At 70.6% G+C, this 16,983-nt stretch carries 16 protein-coding genes and 1 pseudogene; 8 read left to right on the forward strand and 9 right to left on the reverse strand.

Going from position 1 to position 16,983, the window contains the following annotated elements; genetic code table 11:
- Positions 1–321 (reverse strand): universal stress protein (locus tag ACWCSD_RS28665; protein WP_449919381.1); only part of this gene is annotated, 321 nt, incomplete at its 3' end.
- A 115-nt stretch (positions 322–436) separates the two neighbouring features.
- Between ACWCSD_RS28665 and ACWCSD_RS28670 the strand changes: the two genes are divergently transcribed.
- Complete coding sequence (locus ACWCSD_RS28670) at positions 437–946, forward strand: hypothetical protein (protein WP_449919383.1); 510 nt, start codon at positions 437–439, stop codon at positions 944–946.
- A 61-nt stretch (positions 947–1,007) separates the two neighbouring features.
- Here the strand turns inward: ACWCSD_RS28670 and ACWCSD_RS28675 are convergent, their stop codons facing one another.
- Positions 1,008–2,828 carry a M4 family metallopeptidase gene (locus ACWCSD_RS28675; protein ID WP_449919385.1) on the reverse strand — a complete coding sequence of 607 codons (1,821 nt, stop codon included), beginning with the start codon at positions 2,826–2,828 and terminating at the stop codon, positions 1,008–1,010.
- Positions 2,829–3,049: 221 nt separating this feature from the next.
- Between ACWCSD_RS28675 and ACWCSD_RS28680 the strand changes: the two genes are divergently transcribed.
- On the forward strand, positions 3,050–4,363 hold the full coding sequence (locus ACWCSD_RS28680; RefSeq protein WP_449919388.1) for a hypothetical protein: 1,314 nt from the start codon (positions 3,050–3,052) through the stop codon (positions 4,361–4,363).
- A gap of 16 nt (positions 4,364–4,379) precedes the next feature.
- Here the strand turns inward: ACWCSD_RS28680 and ACWCSD_RS28685 are convergent, their stop codons facing one another.
- The 3 genes from ACWCSD_RS28685 to ACWCSD_RS28695 form a co-directional block, all read right to left on the reverse strand.
- Positions 4,380–5,453, reverse strand: a complete 1,074-nt coding sequence (locus tag ACWCSD_RS28685) for a polyprenyl synthetase family protein (protein ID WP_449919390.1) — start codon at positions 5,451–5,453, stop codon at positions 4,380–4,382.
- Positions 5,454–5,584: 131 nt separating this feature from the next.
- Positions 5,585–6,019: an NUDIX hydrolase gene (locus ACWCSD_RS28690; RefSeq protein ID WP_449919392.1), complete on the reverse strand. Its 435-nt coding sequence runs from the start codon at positions 6,017–6,019 to the stop codon at positions 5,585–5,587.
- 51 nt (positions 6,020–6,070) lie between these two features.
- Positions 6,071–7,531 carry an MFS transporter gene (locus ACWCSD_RS28695; protein ID WP_449919395.1) on the reverse strand — a complete coding sequence of 487 codons (1,461 nt, stop codon included), beginning with the start codon at positions 7,529–7,531 and terminating at the stop codon, positions 6,071–6,073.
- A gap of 105 nt (positions 7,532–7,636) precedes the next feature.
- Here ACWCSD_RS28695 and ACWCSD_RS28700 point away from each other — a divergent pair, with 105 nt between their 5' ends.
- The gene (locus ACWCSD_RS28700; RefSeq protein ID WP_449919398.1) at positions 7,637–8,224 is read left to right on the forward strand and encodes a TetR/AcrR family transcriptional regulator; all 588 of its coding nucleotides are present in this window, start codon (positions 7,637–7,639) and stop codon (positions 8,222–8,224) included.
- 279 nt (positions 8,225–8,503) lie between these two features.
- Here the strand turns inward: ACWCSD_RS28700 and ACWCSD_RS28705 are convergent, their stop codons facing one another.
- The 3 genes and pseudogenes from ACWCSD_RS28705 to ACWCSD_RS28715 all read right to left on the reverse strand — a co-directional run.
- Positions 8,504–9,073 (reverse strand): dihydrofolate reductase family protein, encoded by a 570-nt coding sequence (locus tag ACWCSD_RS28705; RefSeq protein WP_397157345.1) that lies wholly within the window; start codon positions 9,071–9,073, stop codon positions 8,504–8,506.
- Between the two features lie 599 nt (positions 9,074–9,672).
- Positions 9,673–10,446, reverse strand: coding sequence for a class I SAM-dependent methyltransferase (locus ACWCSD_RS28710; protein WP_449919402.1), 774 nt, complete (start codon positions 10,444–10,446; stop codon positions 9,673–9,675).
- A 134-nt stretch (positions 10,447–10,580) separates the two neighbouring features.
- Positions 10,581–10,827 (reverse strand): annotated as a pseudogene (locus tag ACWCSD_RS28715) (class I SAM-dependent methyltransferase); the annotation flags it as partial.
- Between the two features lie 243 nt (positions 10,828–11,070).
- Here ACWCSD_RS28715 and ACWCSD_RS28720 point away from each other — a divergent pair.
- The 5 genes from ACWCSD_RS28720 (at position 11,071) to ACWCSD_RS28740 (ending at position 16,314) form a co-directional block, all read left to right on the forward strand.
- Positions 11,071–11,436 (forward strand): hypothetical protein, encoded by a 366-nt coding sequence (locus ACWCSD_RS28720; RefSeq protein ID WP_449919405.1) that lies wholly within the window; start codon positions 11,071–11,073, stop codon positions 11,434–11,436.
- A gap of 198 nt (positions 11,437–11,634) precedes the next feature.
- Entirely contained in the window at positions 11,635–11,793 is a 159-nt protein-coding gene (locus ACWCSD_RS28725) for a hypothetical protein (protein ID WP_397157341.1), read from the forward strand.
- Between the two features lie 15 nt (positions 11,794–11,808).
- Positions 11,809–14,277: a hypothetical protein gene (locus ACWCSD_RS28730; protein WP_449919408.1), complete on the forward strand. Its 2,469-nt coding sequence runs from the start codon at positions 11,809–11,811 to the stop codon at positions 14,275–14,277.
- Complete coding sequence (locus ACWCSD_RS28735; protein ID WP_449919411.1) at positions 14,270–15,235, forward strand: lantibiotic dehydratase C-terminal domain-containing protein; 966 nt, start codon at positions 14,270–14,272, stop codon at positions 15,233–15,235. The genes ACWCSD_RS28730 and ACWCSD_RS28735 overlap by 8 nt, the downstream gene beginning before the upstream one ends.
- Positions 15,232–16,314, forward strand: coding sequence for a thiopeptide maturation pyridine synthase (locus tag ACWCSD_RS28740; RefSeq protein ID WP_397157335.1), 1,083 nt, complete (start codon positions 15,232–15,234; stop codon positions 16,312–16,314). The genes ACWCSD_RS28735 and ACWCSD_RS28740 overlap by 4 nt, the downstream gene beginning before the upstream one ends.
- A 42-nt stretch (positions 16,315–16,356) precedes the next feature.
- Here the strand turns inward: ACWCSD_RS28740 and ACWCSD_RS28745 are convergent, their stop codons facing one another.
- The gene (locus ACWCSD_RS28745) at positions 16,357–16,602 is read right to left on the reverse strand and encodes a hypothetical protein (RefSeq protein WP_397157333.1); all 246 of its coding nucleotides are present in this window, start codon (positions 16,600–16,602) and stop codon (positions 16,357–16,359) included.
- Positions 16,603–16,983 lie beyond the last annotated feature (381 nt).

Genomic DNA, 16,983 nt, shown 5'->3' on the forward strand with positions numbered 1-16,983 from the left:
CCCGGCGAAACCGCCCCGCCCTCTGCTGCCCAGCACCAGGCTGTCGGCCTGCGCCGACTCCCGCACCAGGTCGTCCACCACCGGACCGGGCAGGATCTCCGTGCCGACCTCCACGCCGGGGACCAGGCCGCGCGCCCGGTCCGCCGCCGCTTCCAGCATCCCGGCGCAGTACTCGGCCGTCCCGACGTCGCCTGTCCACGGCTCGCACACGTGCACCAGCCGCAGCGCCAGCGAGCGCCTGCGGGCGTCCGCCGCGGCCCACTCGACGGCCGCCATCGAGGGCGGCGAGCCGTCCACGCCCGCCACGATCCGTCCAGCCATCTTCCGCCTCCCCCGAGCCCCCGCCCTTCCCCTACCCCGAAGCCACCCACCGTCATGTCTGGCGTGACCAGTGACCACCAGTGGATCACAAGACGGCGCTGGTAGATCAGGGCGGGTGAACGATGCTCTTCATCCGCTCAGCCGCAGGGAAGGCCCGTCCGGGACGGACGAGCCGTCCGAGGCCGAGCGGCCGGTGCTCCCGCTCGACACCTCGCTGCCCGACGTGTGCGTGCGCCTGCCCGCCTGCCTGGCGCGGCACGTCCGGTCGGCAGGCGGAAGAGGCCGGCTGCTGGGCGGTCTGGCCTTCTCGTGGGGGGTGTACGGGCTGCTGTGGGTCGCGGCCGGGATCTGGCTGCCGGGACCGTCCGCGCTCGCGGTCGCGGCGGCCCTGACGCTGCCGCCCGTACTGGTGTCCCTGGTGCTGCACCGCAGGTGGGGGCATCGAGGGTGGTGCTGGGTCCTGCGGTCGCTGGATCCGGACGCGGTCATGATGGCCATGGCACTCCTCCTCGGCCCGTTCCGGTGGCTCGAACCGGTCTTCTGGGCGGCGGTCTGGCCCTTCCGTCAGATCCTGCGGTTGTTCGCCTGGATCGGGCGGGTTCTGTCAGCGTTGGGCGATCTGTAGCGCTTGCCTGCGCGGCCGCCGCAACCTCAGCCGGGCACAGCCCGGCTGAGGCGTCATCGGCTCATGGGGCCACGGTCAGGGTGAGGGTGGCTGTGTGGTCGAGGGCGACGCCGTCGCCCAGCACCGTGATCGGATAGGTCCCGGACGGCGTGCTCGCGCCGACCGTGACGGTCAGCGTGGAGGTGGCGCCGGTGGTGATGCTCGACGGGCTGAAGGACGCCGTCATGCCCGCCGGAAGCCCCCTGGCGTACAGCGAGATCTGCTGCGGGGCGCCCGAGACGACGGCGCTGCCGACGGTGACGCTCACGGTCTGGCCGGGCTGCACGGTCGCCGCGGCGGGGTTGACCGCGACCGAGAAGTCGCACGTGTACGGCTCGCCGGCCCGCGCGGGCACGCGGACGGCGTTCCACGCGGCCTTGACCGTGTTGTACTCCAGGCACGACGAGGGGAACATGTCCAGGGCCGCCTGCAGCGAGGCGCGGCGGGCCATGGTGTGCGGCCAGGCGGAGGTCTTGCGCAGCAGCGTGCCCATGTAGATCTGGCCCGCCTTGCGCGCGCCGAGCCCGACGATGGAGGAGGAGTCGCAGGTCGGGCTGGGCGGCTGGCCGTTCGTCGGGTTGCTGCCCTCGGCCAGCAGGTAGAACCAGTGGTTCTGCACGCCGGCCCCGACCTGGGGCGGCATCGACGGCACCGCGCTGCTGTAGCAGTCGGGGTGACCGGGGATCAGCGACGGCTTGTACATGTAGCGGATCGGGCCGGTTCCGTCGACGTTGACCTCCTCGCCGACGGTGTAGTCCGGCGGGTCGAGGGTGGCGGGCTCGTTGGCGTACTGCTCGGTCAGCGCGCCGAAGATGTCGCCGGTGGACTCGTTGAGTATGGCCTTCTCGTTGTCGCCGAGGTCGATGCCGGGCGTGGTGGCGAAGACGATGTGGCCGTACTCGTGCGCCACGACGTCCATCGCGGTGAGCTGGCGCAGGTTGTCGGAGGTGTGGCCGAAGACGGTGTAGACGCCGTTCCAGTAGGCGTTGACGTCGTTCAGGCCGACGCGGGCGGGGTAGCCGTCGCCGGCGCCGTTGAAGCCGGAGCGTCCCAGCCAGGTCTTGAGCATGTCCCATTCGGTGTCGATCGCGAAGAGCGTGTCGACGCAGGCGGTCTCGAGGTTGGTGCCGCTGCCGTTGCCCCAGTAGTCGTCGGGCCCGGTGAAGGCGGAGCCGTTCGGGCCGCCGCAGCGCACGTTCCGCCGCACCGGGTCGATCATGGCGAAGGAGGAGCCGGTCGACATGGTGCCGATGGTGACCGGGTTGCCGTTGTAGTAGCTGTTGCCCACCCCCGCCTTGACCTCGTCGGACTTCAGGACGACCGCGCCGGTCAGCGCGTCGACGAAGACGTGCAGCCTGCTCTCCCTGCCGCCGACGGCGCCGTGGACGAGCACCTCGTAGGCCAGCCGGCCGCGTCCCTCAGCCATGACCACCAGCCGGGGCGCGGCGATCGAGGAGACCTGGGGCAGCTGGCTCCTGGCCACGCGGACTGCTTCGGCGGCGCCGAGCCTGGGCGTGGTGGCCACGTCCAGAGGGCTGTCCTGGGAGACGGAGGTGCTCAGGACCTCGCCGGTGGCGGCGCTGACCACGACGAAGTCGCCGCCGTAGACGGGCAGCCCCGCGTACGTGCGGGTGTAGGGCGTGTAGCGCAGCCCGTTCTGCCCTTCGATCGGGGCCTGCCGTACGTACGCGTCCTCGGGCGAGCTGTGCAGCAGTGCGGGCCTGGACTTCACCAGGAGGTCGGCGGGATCGCCTTTGGAGGCGTTCGCCGGGCCGGGGACCGAAGTGGCCACGAGCACACAGACGGCACTCGTGACCAGGGCTAACACGGCATTGCGTCTCATGGAATCGCTCCTCTTGCGCCGGCGGGCGATGGACGGGGTCACCTGCATTTGAGTTGATGAACCACAGCAGGTCAATATCGAGGTAAATAGGCGGAAAAATCGGGATTTATGGCCATTCAGGCCGGAGCCGGTGACAGAAGGAACTCCACCGTCAGCACGTATCTGAGGCACGCCGGACCTGCTCGGGAGGGGCAGCCACACACATCCCCCAGGAGGCGCCCATGCCCAGGATCGGGTTCGAATGGCAGTTCCAGCGCAACGAGCTGAGGTTTCTGGCGGATTCCAAGGACGGCTGGCAGACCGAGGACGCCCTGCCGTCCAAGGGACGCGTCTGCTACTGGCAGGACCCCGGGATCGCCGTCGAGTCCGACGGCGGCGACGTCGAGATCATCACCGACTCGGTGACGACGTGGGCCGCCCTGCGCCGTCAGCTCGTCTTCATCGGCGAGCTGATCAGCCTGCTGACGGGCCGTTCACCCGACACCACCAAGCTTCCCGCCACGTTCCTGCGGTCCGACGAGCAGGAGGACGAGGCGACGACCGGCACCCGGCGATCGAGCAGGGCCCGGACGAGCGCCAAGACGCAGGCCGTGCGCGTGGCCCAAGGGCACCTCAAGACTTACGACGACGTCCAGCCGACCGACGGGCTGCGCTTCGTGCCGGGCACCAACGTGGGCAACATCATCACCGTGTCCCTGGCCGCGCCCATCAAGCGGTGCGACTTCGACTCCGCCGGCAACCCGGTGATGACGCCCGTCTACGCCAAGGGCGACGTGCTGGCCTTGACCGCCGGCAGGGACCTCGTCCACGGCACGGCTCAGGCCACCCTGGACGTGCCGCTGGCCGAGCTGCCCGCCCGGCTGGGGGTGCTCGGCTTCGACCCCAGCGCCCGGGTGGGCGCATGGCTGAAGGGACGCCACCAGACGGCCAACCTCATCGGGTTCGTCACACTGATCCAGTACATGCTGTGGGTCTTCGCCCATCAGAACCTCACCTCCGGCGACGGGCCGAAGGCGGGCTTCGCGCTGCTGCCGCGCACGAACCTGCGCTCGGTCTACATGAACGCGCTGACGGAGGTGGAACGGTCCGCCTTCGACGCCATGGTCAACGCCCTGTCCGACGGGGACAAGAATTCCCGGGTGTGCCCCCGGCCGTACGGTCTGGGCGGGCGGCAGACGTACGACAACCAGCTCAGCCTCTTCTGGTGGCTGCGCTCGATCCAGGCCGGCGACCCGGGCCAGGGCGACGAGACGCTGGCCCTGCACATGAGCGGCGACGGCCCGCGCGGCATCGCCTACGACGCGATGTCCCCGCCGCGCGGCTACCCCGCCCACGAGCCCTTCCCCGGACGGCCGGCGGAGTGGTTCACGTACTCCATGGGGCAGAAGACGACGCCGTACAAGGCGACGCACGTGGTCGTGGAGTACCGGCAGACCGACCTGTTCGGCCTGAAGAACGGCATGGGAACCTACGAGCAGTTCGTCACCGCGGCGATGGACGCGGCCCGCAGCGCCGGTCTGGACGTGCCGCACTGACGGCTCCGCCCCTGGATCAGCCGGAACGGCTCACTGGTGGGCGGGGGGGGCCGGCATCGCCCACCAGGTAGATGCCGGCGAGGGTGACCGCGTCGCGGTAGACGGCCGGCGGCGGGTCGGCTTCCTGGAGGCTCCGGAGGGCCAGGCGCAGGTGCGCGCGGTTCTGTTCACGGGTCCAGGCGCGGCCGCCGCACCGGTCGATCAGGTCCGCGACGGCGGCCAGCCCCTCCTCGGCGGGCTCGCCGTCCCCTTGGTAGAACGCGGCGAGCCGCCCGCTGTCGCGGTGCCCTGATTCCAGGCACGCCGCGACCGTGGGCGTGATCTTGCGACGACGGACGTCACCGTAGCGGGACCGGCTGAGCTGCTCCGCCGGCCACAGGTCCGACAGATCGTTGTGGTACTGCACGGCCATGCCGAGATGGAACCCGAACCGGCCGACGGCCTCCACCTGCGCGCCGGAGGCGTCCGTCAGCAGGGCGGGCAGGCAGCACACCGCGCGCACGCCCTCGGCGGTCTTGGCCGCCTGCACGGAGACGGCCTGGTCGAGGCTGGTCTCGCAGCGGCCCTCGTGCTCCTCGTCGCGGACCTGGCCCGCGCACAGCTGGAGCCAGCCCGCGCGCATCGTCCGCAGCGCCTGCTGGGTCCGGGGGTGCGGGTGCTCGCCCAGGTGGGAGAAGGCCAGGGCCAGCAGGGCGTCACCGGCCATGATGGCGTGCCCGGCGGTGTAGGCCGCCAGGACGGTGGGCCGGCCGCGACGCCGGGCCTCCAGGTCGACGATGTCGTCGTGGAGGGTGGCCACGTTCATGAGGAGGTTGCCGGCGACGACGGCGGGCAGGCCGCGTTCGACCGGGCCGCCGTCGATGCCGGCGCACAGCAGGGTGAAGGCGATGCCCTTGCGTCCGGTTCCGCCGCGGACACCGGTGGCCGGCCCGCCGTCCCGGCCGGCCCAGCCGTAGTGGTAGTACGCACTCTCCCGCAGCGGTGAGGGCAGGCAGTTCACCGCGCGCATGAGCGCCGGATCGGTGATCCGCGCCGTGTCGGCGAGGATCTGCTCGGCGGTACGGCCGGGTCCGGGCGGGGCGACAGGCATGTCGGGCGGCTCCGTTCTTCCCCGGGTGTGTTTCTGCAGGTTAAGCGGTGAGTGTGGGGGAGAGCGGGTTGCGGGCCGGTGTGTCGCCGATGCCCGGATTTAATCTACATTGTAAAGGCGCTCGGCCGTGCTCACGGCTTCAGGTAGCCGGCGGCGACCAGCCCCGCGAAGGCGAGGTCGGTGTCGGTCATCTGCCCGCTGAGCACGTGCTGGACGAACGCGCCGATCGGCATGAGCACGGTCTCGATGAACTCGCCGTCGTCCAGTCTCGGCTCGGCGACCTTCCGGCACCCGCGGGCCAGGACCGCGTGGCGGCGATGTGAGGCGTACGACGCCAGAAAGGTCCGCATGACCACTTCGAGCGTCGCAGCTTCGTAGCCGGTCTCCTCCAGCAGTTCCCGCGCCGCCGCGACCTCGACGGGCTCGTCGCCGTCCGCGTTTCCGCCCGGCAGCTCCAGGAGTACGCGTCCGGGCCCCGGCCGGTACTGCCGGGCCAGCACCACCTGCTCATCGTCGGTGAGGGCGACGATCGCGACGGTCGCGCCGCCCACGAGGATGTCCCACACGTCCTCGTTGCCGTCCGGGTAGCGGGGCTCGGCCGGGGGAGGCTGGAGGGCCTACGGCGCCTCAGGCACGGCCGCGGGAGCCGGACGGGTCTTCATGGTCAGGGCCAGGAGGATCGCGGCGGCGGTGAACACGGCGGCGACGGTGAAGGCCGCGGTGACCCCCTCGGTGAGGACCTGGTGGGACGGTCCGCGCGAAGCGCGCGTGGCCGCGCCGAACACCGTGACGAGGATGGCCAGCCCCAGCGCGCCGCCGATCTGCTGCATGACGTTGAGCAGGCCCGAGGCGGCGCCGGCGTCCCGCGCCTGGACGCCGGAGGACAACACGGTGGTGGCTCCCACCAGCAAGGCGCCCATGCCGAGACCGGCGATCATCATCGGGCCGAGCAGCGCGGAGGCGTAGTCGCTCTGCGGCGTCAGCCGCGTCATCCACAGCAGGGCCAGGCTGATCGCCCCGGCGCCGGCGGCGATCAGCGTCTTGGCGCCCAGGCGCGGCAGCAGCCGGGCCGCCGCTCCCGAAGAGGCCAGGATCACCAGGGCCAGCGGCACGAAGGCGAAGCCCGCCTGCAACGGGCTGTATCCGCGGACCTGCTGCAGGAACTGGGTGAGAAAGAAGAACATGCCGTTGCCCGCGGCCAGCACGAACAGCAGCACGACGTAGCCGCCGGCGCGGTTGCGGTCGGCGAACAGCCGCAGCGGCACGATCGGCTGCCGGGCACGGGACTCGACGGCCACGAACAGGACCAGCAGGACGGCGGCCACGCCGAGCGCGCCGAGCGTGACCACGTCACCGAAGCCCTGCTCGGCGGCGCGGATGAAGCCGTAGACGAGCGCGGTCATGCCGAGTGTCGAGGTCAGCGAACCCGCCAGGTCGAAGCGGCCCGGGTGGCGGTCGGTCTCGGTGACGAACAGCGGGGTCAGGATCAGCAGGACGACGCCGATCGGCACGTTGATGAACAGCACCCACCGCCAGGAGATCCAGTCGGTGAGCATGCCGCCGGCGATGAGGCCGATCGCGGCGCCGGAACCGGAGACCGCCGCGTAAGCCCCCAGTGCCCGCGCCCGGCGCGCGGCGTCAGGAAAGCCCACGGTGATCAGCGCGAGCACGGTCGGTGCGGCGACGGCGGCGCCGATCCCCTGACCGGCACGGGCCGCCAGCAGCATCCCGGCCGAGGTGGCCAGCCCTCCGGCCAGTGAGGCGAGGGTGAAGACGGCCACTCCGCCGACGAGCGCCCGCCGCTGGCCGACGATGTCGCCCACGCGACCGCCGAGCAGCAGCAGACCGCCGAAGGCCAGCATGTAGGCGTTGAGCACCCAGGACAGGCCGGCCGCGGAGAAGCCGAGGTCGTGCTGGATGTCGGGGAGGGCGATGTTCACCACGTTGGTGTCCAGGATGAACATCGTCTGGCAGGTCAGCACGATGGCGAGCACCAGGCCGGGGTGGCGCTGGTGGGCGGCGGCGGCGCCGGCCGGCCCGGGGCCCGTTCTCACCGCGTGCGTGCTGTGCTCGGTCATGGCACTCCTCGGAATGGTGTCCACAATAAACGAGGAACCTCCTCGCTTTCGGTGGGCTAAGATATGAGGAGCTTCCTCGTTTTGGCAAATGTGTGGAGGGTTCCGGTGGCGGATCGGTCGACGCGGGCCCGGCCCGTAGGGCGCAAAGACGCGCGACGCAATTACGAGCGGCTCCTGACGACCGCCCGGGCGGCGTTCGCCGAACACGGCGTCGGCGCGTCGCTGAACGACATCGCGCGCACCGCCGGCGTCGGCAACGTGACCCTCTACCGGCACTTCCCGACCCGCCAGGCACTGCTGGAGGCGCTGCTGGGCGACAGCCTGCGCGGCTTGCGGGCGCGCTCGGACGAGCTGCTCGCCTCACCGTCCCCGAGCAGGGCCCTGATCACCTGGACGACGGCCGCCGTCGAGCACGCCATGGCCTATCGCGGCCTGGTCGACGCCCTCGTGGACAGCCTCGCCGACCCCGCGTCCGAACTCCACGCCACCTGTCAGGCCGTCAAGGCCGCCGGGGCGCAACTCCTGGACAGAGCCCAGCACGCGGGGACGATCCGCCCCGATATTGACGCTTCTGCCCTTTTCTCCCTGATCGCTTCAGTCGCCTGGGCGGCGGAGCGGACCCCCGCACATCGTGATCGACTTCTGGCCGTCATGTTCGACGGGCTCCACCGCCGAGTGGATGAGCCGACCTGAACCTGTTGGTCCAATACGGTGCGAACGGCGTAGCGAGCGAACGGCGCTCATGCCCTGGGGGGAATAGCCTTCGCCATCTGGCAAGGTAGCGATCACCGGCCGGGGTGTGAGCCGAGCGAGACCCGTCCCCCCTGGCACGTCCCCGTCCTCGGGGTTGGCGCCTAACTCGATCGCCTCGGCCAGCATCTTCACGATCCCCGAGGCCGCCGCGCGCCACGAGGACGTCTCCAGCGCCCGCCCCGTCGCGAGGGAGCGGCCAACGTGCCAGGATGAATCACGTCAACCCGTAGCTCGCGAGGGCCGGTATCGCAGGGCGACCGCCCCCGACCGGAACTCACGGCGGTCCACGGGCTCGAGCTGGATGCGCTCACGCAGACCAGCGAGCAACGTCGGCCCGTGTCCGGCAAGGACCGGCTGCACAAGGAACTCGTACTCGTCGATCAGTCCCAGATCTGCCAACGCCAGGGGGAGCGTCACGCCACCCACCCACAGGCCCTCGCCTGATTCCTGCTTGAGCCGCTGAACCGCCTGCCCGAAGTCGCCTCGCACCAGCTCGGCATTCCAATCAACCGCGCTCAGGGTGCTCGACACGACGTACTTCTTCGCCCGGTCGATGGTCTCGGCGAACGGGATCCGCCACTCATCCATCCAGTCGGGCCACGTGTCCGTGGCCGGCTTCCGCCACGCCGACTCCATCATCTCGTAGGTCACCCGGCCGAATAGCAGGGCATCGGCTCGCTCCATCTCAGCGGTCCAGTAACGCATCGACTCCTCGTCCGGGGGGAGCCCTGCCTCGTGATGGCAGCAGCCGTCGAGCGTGACGTTGATCGAGTATCGAAGTGGTCTCATCTCGTTGCTCTCCCTTGATGCGCGCAGCGCGTTCTCACCGGACGTCTACTTAGACGACTGTCGGCGCCATTTCTCATCGGCGCCCGATCCCATCTGCTCAACACCGTCGTGATGCGAACCAGACCGCAGACCGAGCGCGCGACCGATTCGGGCGCTGGGGGCGTTCAGCTTCGCAACGGATCTTGACTGAGCGCTTCGGTTGCGGAATCGCCCGCTGAAACGCTCAGTCACCGGGATCGATCGTTACGAAGCGCCGTTGGCCGGCTTCCAGAACGAAGAACAGGAAGCTCAGGAACCTCATACCGGGGATCCTGCTGAGCTCCTCGCGGAACAGTTCGCGGGCTTCCGGCACAAACGGCGGTTCGCTGATGACGCTGATGCGAAGCCCCCGGCGGTGAAGGCTTCGGTCATCGCGTGCAGCGGCCGGTGCCAGAACCTCATCTGGACGGCCTGCCCGCCCTGGGCCCATTCTTCGGTCCGGCTGCGGGTCTCGAAGTACTTGCAAGGCGTTGCGTTGACCGCTTGACCCGCACCGATGAGAGGGCGCAAGCGTCCTGCGAGCAACAGCGCGGTCCGACCGGGGACTGAGAGCCCGGTGTCTATACCTTGCTCGCGACCACCATGTAGTTCTCGGCCTCAAGATCGAACGTGCTCACTTCCGTCCGGAGTCCGACCCGGTGCAGCTCGACTTCGAGTTCCTCGTACCGGTAGGGCCAGCAGGACAGCAGTTCCGAGCGGACAAGAACCAGCCCAGTCGCATCAACTTGCGCGATCGCAATCTCGATGTGGTGCTCCTGCTCCCAGTGCGGCGCAATCTCCCAGCGGTAGACCACGACGGCATCGCGACCGTTCCGGCGGACGAGTCGGTCGCTGATGTCCAGCCGGGAACCTCTGGCCCTCACGAGTTCCCAAGTACGGGATGTGAGCACCAAGCGCCCGCCAGGGCGCAGAAGCCGTGACATCGACTCCAGAGCAGCACCCCTGCCTGTCGCGCTCACGGCATGGTGAAGCGAGTTGCCCACGCAGAACACCATGTCGAACGTGTCGTCCTCGAAATGGTCGGGCAACTCTTCCCAGTTCGCCCGCATGGCCCGGACGGAGGCCCCGAACTCCTCAGCCAGCTCTGCAGTCCGGCGAACCATCGCTTCGCTGGCGTCAGTTGCGACGACCTGCATGCCACGGCCGGCGAGGCCAACCGCCAACTGTCCGGTTCCGCACGAACAGTCGAGGACGTGAGCGTGCGACGGCAGGAGACCGAGGACGTCATCGAACGACGCAGCGAACTCGGCGGGAGGCAACTTTGCATCCGAGATGAGCCATTCGTACACCTCGGCAAGCACGTCATATTCCGTCACAACCACTACCTCCGTCACGCGGCAGACTCACGGCGGGACGTCAGTCCATCATCGGAGCAAGCCGGGCACCAATGGTCTTCGCAAGGACAACCCGTCCGCGCATGCCGCGGATAGCACGAGCTGATCCGCGTCATTCGCCGTGGTGTCGGCGCTTCGGCCAGCGTCGGTCCCCAGTCCCCCAGATAGTGCAGCACCAGGGACGCTATGACCCTCGTCGAAGGCGCCATCGGGAAAGGGCAGCGGGCTGGCCAGGTCGGCGACCCGCAGATCCGCGTCGTCGCCCAGCCGCCGTCGGGCCAGCTCCAGCATCCCGGCGCTCGCGTCGATGCCGGTCACGATGGCGCCTCGATCGCGCAGCGCGGAGAACAGGGGACCCGAGCCGCAGCCGGCGTCTACGACCAGGACGGGGTGCGGATCCGCCTCGACTCCATGACCGAGGACGCGGCCACCGTCACCGTCACCACCGACCTGACCACCAAGTGCCGGTTCGGCTTCGTCCCGCGCAACGCCATCGCCGGCGACGACGTCTGTGTCACCGCCGCCGCTCGTGACCAGGCCGCCGACGACAACGCGAACCAGAACGGCCGCCACGAGGGCGACGGCTCCTGCCGGACGGGCTACGTCTTCCGCGGGATCACCATCATGGACGCCGCTTGCGTCACCCGCGAGGTCAAGGCGCAGACCGATCGCGACACCGCTGATGCGCCCAACCGGCTGAACACCGCCAAGCACGTCTGGGGACCGAACGCCTGCCAGGACGACTACGTGTGGCGGATGGCCGACGACTCCGACTACGTCTGCGTCCCGCTCACCACCCGTTACCAGACGCTGGACGACAACGCCGCCGCCTCCGGCCGCTGGACCGACGGCCCCTACGGGCCCAAGACCTGTGTCGCGGGATACGTGTGGCGGGAAGCGTTCATCGGTGACCGGGTCTGTGTCACGCCCGACCGCCGCGAGCAGGCGCGGGTCGACAACGACGCCTCGTGGAGCCGCGTACGCGCCTGACCGCCGGACGGCTGGAAGAACCACTCCGACGGGGACGCGACGCCGGCAGCCGGCACGGGCGGGGCTTTGATTCCCGGCACCGCATGGGGGAGGCGCCGTCATGCCCGATATGTCATGCAGTGTGGACATGGGCTGTTTTGCGTGTTCTCTTGGCAGAAGTGTCGTGGCGCACCTGCGCCCGAACGAAACGGAGGCAGCATGGACCTGCACGAAGAAGTCCTTGACCTGGACGCGCTGGACGTCGCCACCGTGGAACTCCCCGGCTCCGAGGTGCTCGTCGAGGCCGTGGCCATGGGGCTGGGCAACACCGAGATCGGCGCTTCGGGCTGTACGTCGGGCAAGAGCTGGCTCATCTAGCGCGGCGGAATCCGCATGGCGATCTGGCGCCGGCGTTCGCAGACCGTGGTGGTCAGAGTCGCCGCCCTGCCCGCGGCCGTCCTGGACGATCTGCGGTGCGAACGGACCTGGCGGACCGTCCAGGAGATCCTCAAGGGGCAGGCTCGCCTGTCCGCTGAGGGGCGCGAGCTCGCGCTCGCCCTGGAGCCGTGCATCGCGGACGTCCCTTCGGGGCGGGCGAGGTCCCGCCTGGTCGCACTCCGCCGGGCGCTGTACAACGGACGCCGCCCCGCGGCGTTCGCCGGCTCGGCCGACCTTCCGGCCGAGCTGGAGCGGCGGCTTCGGCGGTGGCTGGAGGCGTCGCGGGCGAGCGAGCGGCTGCGGGCTTCGCTGCCCGCCGTCCTGGAGGAGGAACGCCAGGACAGGCACCGCAACCTTCGTAAATGGGCTTCGGCCGATGTCTTCACCCATGGCCTGGTCCAGGCGAGCCCGTCACTGGCCGAGGCGCTGCGACGCTGGCTCGATTCTCCCGGCGCCGGGCCGTCCCGGCGGCTGGACCTGCGACTGAGCCGATATCTCGCGCGGGTGGCGGCCAAGACGAGCCCGTACTCGACGTTCACCATGATGGGGCTCGGGTACTGGGACCCCGGGCCGGAACCGATCGCCGTGACAGGCGAGGAGAACTGGCGCAGCGCGGCCGAGCCCGACCTGTGGCTGCTGCGCAGGCTGCTCGGTGACCTGGCCGCGACCGACGACGACCTCGCGACCCGATTCCTGGTCAGGCCCAACGCCGGCCTGAGCGAGGACGGCGACCGCCTGTGGTGGCTCAGCCGTACCGAGGACGCCTACCGGGGCGTCCGGGCCACGCCGCCACTGCGCGCGCTCCTGAGCTCCCTGGCCGGCGCCCCGACGCTCGGTGAGGCGCGGCGGCTTGTCCCGCCGGCCACGCTCGCCCGGCTGATCGAGCTGGAGGTGCTGGAGACCTGCGCGCCGGTCGCCGACCAGTCCGACTCCCATCTGGCCGATCTGGCCCGGGGGCTGGCGCCGCATCCCGCCGCCGACGCGCTCACCGCGTTCGCGCGGGCGCTGGACCGCCACCCCGGCGTGGCGGGACTGAGCGAGCAACTGGCTTTCCAGCACGAGGTCCGCGGCGCACTGCGCCGACTGGCCCCGTCCGGCACGAAGCTCCCGGACAAGAACCTCTTCCGCGACAACGCCGTCTTCGCCTCGCCCGTCATGCGCCTGGGAGAGGAGGCCTGGCGGGCCGCCCTGGACGACCTTCACCTGCTCCGCGAGCTGCTGGGAGTCTTCCAGCGTGACAACGAGATCCGGCTGTTGGCCGCCGACCTCTTCGTGCGGGCGTCCGGCGCCGGGGCGCAGGTCCCGTTCGTCCGGTTCCACCGTACGCTGGCCGCGCAGCTCGCCACCCCCGAGGGCCGGGCGCTGCACGCTCTGCTCCATCGCGGTGGCGCGGCGGCGGAGAGTGTGAGCACCCTGCCCGCGGCGGTCGAGTTGCGGCGGTTCCGCGACCGTACCCTGAGCGTGTTGCACGAGCAGCCGGAGACGCTGGCCGACTGGCTGTCCGGGCGGCCGGGCAGCGCCCGGCCGGTGCGCTCGCTGGCGTGCTACGTGCAGGTGCTGCCGGGGGACGGGCCCGTGCGGCTGGTGCTCAACAGCGTGGCGGCCGGTCATGGCGCCGCGCGCAGCCGGGTCCACCGGCTCCTGACGGTCGCAGGTCTCATGGACGAGCCGAATCCCGCCGAACCCGAGGATGGCGGGATTCCGGTTGAGATGACCGGGTTGTTCGGTCACAACGTCAACCTCCGCTCGGCCACGACCGTCCACGAGCTGAGCTATCCGGGCGCGGTCTCCGACCGGCCGCCCGGCGCGCGCCTCACTCTGGGCGAGCTGGCCGTCCGCCACGACCCCGCCACCGGGGAGCTTGAGCTGGTACGCGCCGCCGACGGCCGCCGCGTCCTGCCCCGCCACACGGGCTTGATCGCCACGCCGTTCCTGCCGCGTACGGCCCGGCTGCTGCTGCACCTGTTCGGCGACCAGCCCAGCGTCTCTGTGCCGACCTGGGCGTTGTTCGCCGAGCCGCCACGTCAGCCGCCTGAAGCGGTCGTGAGCAGGTCCAGGGTGTGGCTGGGGCAGGTCGTCGTGGCCCGCGCCACCTGGTACGCAGCCACGACCGACGTCCCGCGACGCCGGCCCGGCGAGCCCGAGACCGAGCACCTGCTGGCGCTGGCCCGCTGGTTCGCCGCGTCCGGCATCCCGCCCCGCTGCTTCGTCTTCTCCCTGGACCCGGGCACCTGGGGACAGGACCCCATGCGTACGGCACGGCTGGCCAAACCGACCTTCCTGGACCTGGCCGACCCTTCCCTGGTCGCCGCCTTCGACCGGCAGCTCGGCGACAGCGGCACCTGTACGGCGTTCCAGGAGGTGCTGCCCGAGCCGGGCGACGGCCACGTCACGGAGTACGTGGTGGAGGTGGGCGATGGCTGAGCCGTGGATCTCGTTGCACGCCTTCCATTACGGCGGCACCGACCGGCTGATCGTCCAGACGGTCGGCGGGCTGGTTCGCGAGCTTGCCGCCGACGGCCTGCTGACGGGCTACTTCTTCCTGCGCTACTGGGAGGGCGGGCCGCATCTGCGGCTGCGGCTCCTGCCGTCCGCCCGCCCCGAGGAGGTGGCCGAGCGGGCCACGGCGGCGCTGGAACGGCACCTCGCCGCCCACCCCTCGCCGGCCTCCTGGGACCCCGGCCAGTACGCCGCAACGGCCGAACGGTACGCCAGAGCCGAGCACCTCCTCCACTACGACCGGCGGGTACGCGCCCGCGACGGCGTGGAGGCCATCGCGTACCGCCCCGAATACGGGACGTACGGCGGGCCGGAGGCGGTCGAGGCCGCCGAGCGGCACTTCCACGACTCCAGCCGCATCGCGCTCGCCCTGCTGGAGGGCGAGATCGGGACCGGACGCCAGGCCGGGTTCGCCCTCGCCGCCCTGATGCTCGCCCTTGCCGCCTGGGAACCGGACCCCGCCCGCCTCGCCCGTACGCTCCCCACCACCCGCGACCGTCGCTCCGCCCCTGGAGAACCGTCCGACCAGCCAGGGCCTTCCGATGGGCAGCGGGCCGCGCTCGCCGCGCAGCTCCAGCGCAGCCACCGCATCGCCGGCGGCGAGGAACACCCCCGCGCCGGTGATCCGCTCGGCGCGTGGTGGCGCTCGATCGACGCCCTGCGCCATCGCGTCCTGGACCTCCAGGCCACCGGCCGATTCAATCCGGAACCCGCACAATCCACCTTCGTCCCCTCCGGCGTCACCCGGCCGCGCGGCGACCTGCTGATCCTCCTTTTGCGCTGCGTCCACCTGCTGTGCAACCGGCTCGGCCTGCCGGGCGGGCACGAGTCGCACCTGCGTCACCTCGTCGGCACCACCTACCGCGAACTGGAGCACCGGTGAACGACCTCACGACCCCCTGGCACAGCATCCAGATCCGCTACTACCAGACCGACCAGGACGGCCTGATCCTCGACGCCGTGCGACCGCTGCTGGAGGAGCTGGGGGAGCGGGTGCGGCAACCGTACTTCGTGCGTCATTGGCGGCGCGGGCCGCACCTGCGACTCAACCTCCAGGCCCCCGACGACGCCTGGCACGCGGACGTCCTGCCGCTGGCCACCGACCGGCTCGGCCGATACCTGCGCGAACACCCCTCCCGGGCGGTTCTGGACGAGGTCGCGCTGGAGCAGGCACACCGGGCGCTCGCCGTCCGGGAAAGCGACCACGGGCCGCTGCGGCCGTGGTATCCGGACAACACGCTGCAGACCGAACCGTACGAGGACCGCCTGCACGTGCTCGGCAGCCCCGCCCTGCGCGACCTGCTCGACTCCTACCACGCCGAGAGCACCCGGATGGCGTTCGGGACGCTGGCCGCCATCCGCCGGGGCGAGCTGTCACTCTTCCAGCTCAGCCTCGACCTGATGATCGCCTTCGCGCACACCAGCGTGCCCCCGATCTCGCGCGGGTACATGTCCTTCCGCTCCCACGCCGACGCCTTCGCCTCCTACTGCGTGGACCGCGACGGCGTGCGCGCCGGCTTCGAGGCCAAGTACCGCGAGCACGAACGGCAGCTCCGCGCCCTGGTACGCCGTCGGGTGGCCGAGGTGGACGAGGGCCGGACCCCGCCGCACGTCCGTGAATGGCTCGACTACGTCGAGCGCAGGAAGGCCATGGCCGCACCCCTCATCCGCGACAAGAAGATCGACCTCGACGCCGCCGCGCCCGAACCCGAGATGCGCCAGCTCCACCCCATCGACTTCCACGAGATCCTGCTGGCCACCGGACGGTACAAGAACGAGGTGCTCGGCTCCGACTGGTTCCTCGGTCACCGGCTGGCCATCAACATGCTCTACGGCCACCTGGCCAGACTCGGGCTCGCACCGCTCCAGCGCTACCTGTTCTGCCACCTGATCGCGGCGGCGGTCGAGGCCGAGTACGGCGTCTCACCCGTGGAGAAGGCCACGGCCTGGGCGCGAGCCTGACAACGCCGGCGGCTGACGACTTCGCGAACGTCATCGCGAACGTCATCGCGCAGCGGCCGTCGACGACGCCCTGATCCGGGCCGATCGACGAGCCTGCCGCCGACGGGCAGTGGTCACCGGGTGGCGTCCGACAGCACCCAGCCGGGAGTCAGGGGCCGGCGAGCCGCGCAGCACGACCTCGTTGACGCTGTCTGCCGTATCGGACGCCTGCAGGAACCAGCGCTGGCCGGCCGAGCCGTCGAAGTCGCGGCCGACCAGTTCGCCGCCGCTGGTGAGGGCGGTGAGCACCTGATCGGGAAGTGATCGAGCGGCTCAAAGGTCCCGCGTCACCGTACACCGGGCAAGTCCCCAGCTGATCTACGGCGAAGGGCTACACAGGCAGAACCGCAGCGTCGACGCGCGAGCCCAGGTCAGGACCGCCTTCCATGCCTTCGACGCCATGGGCGCGCGTTCGCGAGCCGCGCTGAACGCGAGCTGCCGGCGACCGGGAAATCCGTGCACAGGCGAACCGGTGACCCGGGCGTGCAGCTGACCCCGCAGGAAGCGCAGATCATGCAGTCGTCCCGCGACGGTCGGTCACGTCCACGGACGTGGTGTATGAATCGATCTTCGCGTGATCCTGTTTCTGCAGGTTAAGCGGTGAGTGTCTGTGGGATCTGGTTCTGGGCG

The sequence above is a fragment of the Nonomuraea sp. NPDC001684 genome, from assembly GCF_053596515.1.

Excerpts from the sequence above, each read along its gene's own strand:
- ACWCSD_RS28675 (WP_449919385.1), bottom strand. The coding sequence starts at position 2,828 with ATGAGACGCAATGCCGTGTTAGCCCTGGTCACGAGTGCCGTCTGTGTG.
- ACWCSD_RS28680 (WP_449919388.1), top strand. The coding sequence starts at position 3,050 with ATGCCCAGGATCGGGTTCGAATGGCAGTTCCAGCGCAACGAGCTGAGG.
- ACWCSD_RS28685 (WP_449919390.1), bottom strand. The coding sequence starts at position 5,453 with ATGCCTGTCGCCCCGCCCGGACCCGGCCGTACCGCCGAGCAGATCCTC.
- ACWCSD_RS28695 (WP_449919395.1), bottom strand. The coding sequence starts at position 7,531 with ATGACCGAGCACAGCACGCACGCGGTGAGAACGGGCCCCGGGCCGGCC.
- ACWCSD_RS28705 (WP_397157345.1), bottom strand. The coding sequence starts at position 9,073 with ATGAGACCACTTCGATACTCGATCAACGTCACGCTCGACGGCTGCTGC.
- ACWCSD_RS28720 (WP_449919405.1), top strand. The coding sequence starts at position 11,071 with ATGGACGCCGCTTGCGTCACCCGCGAGGTCAAGGCGCAGACCGATCGC.
- ACWCSD_RS28725 (WP_397157341.1), top strand. The coding sequence starts at position 11,635 with ATGGACCTGCACGAAGAAGTCCTTGACCTGGACGCGCTGGACGTCGCC.
- ACWCSD_RS28730 (WP_449919408.1), top strand. The coding sequence starts at position 11,809 with ATGGCGATCTGGCGCCGGCGTTCGCAGACCGTGGTGGTCAGAGTCGCC.
- ACWCSD_RS28735 (WP_449919411.1), top strand. The coding sequence starts at position 14,270 with ATGGCTGAGCCGTGGATCTCGTTGCACGCCTTCCATTACGGCGGCACC.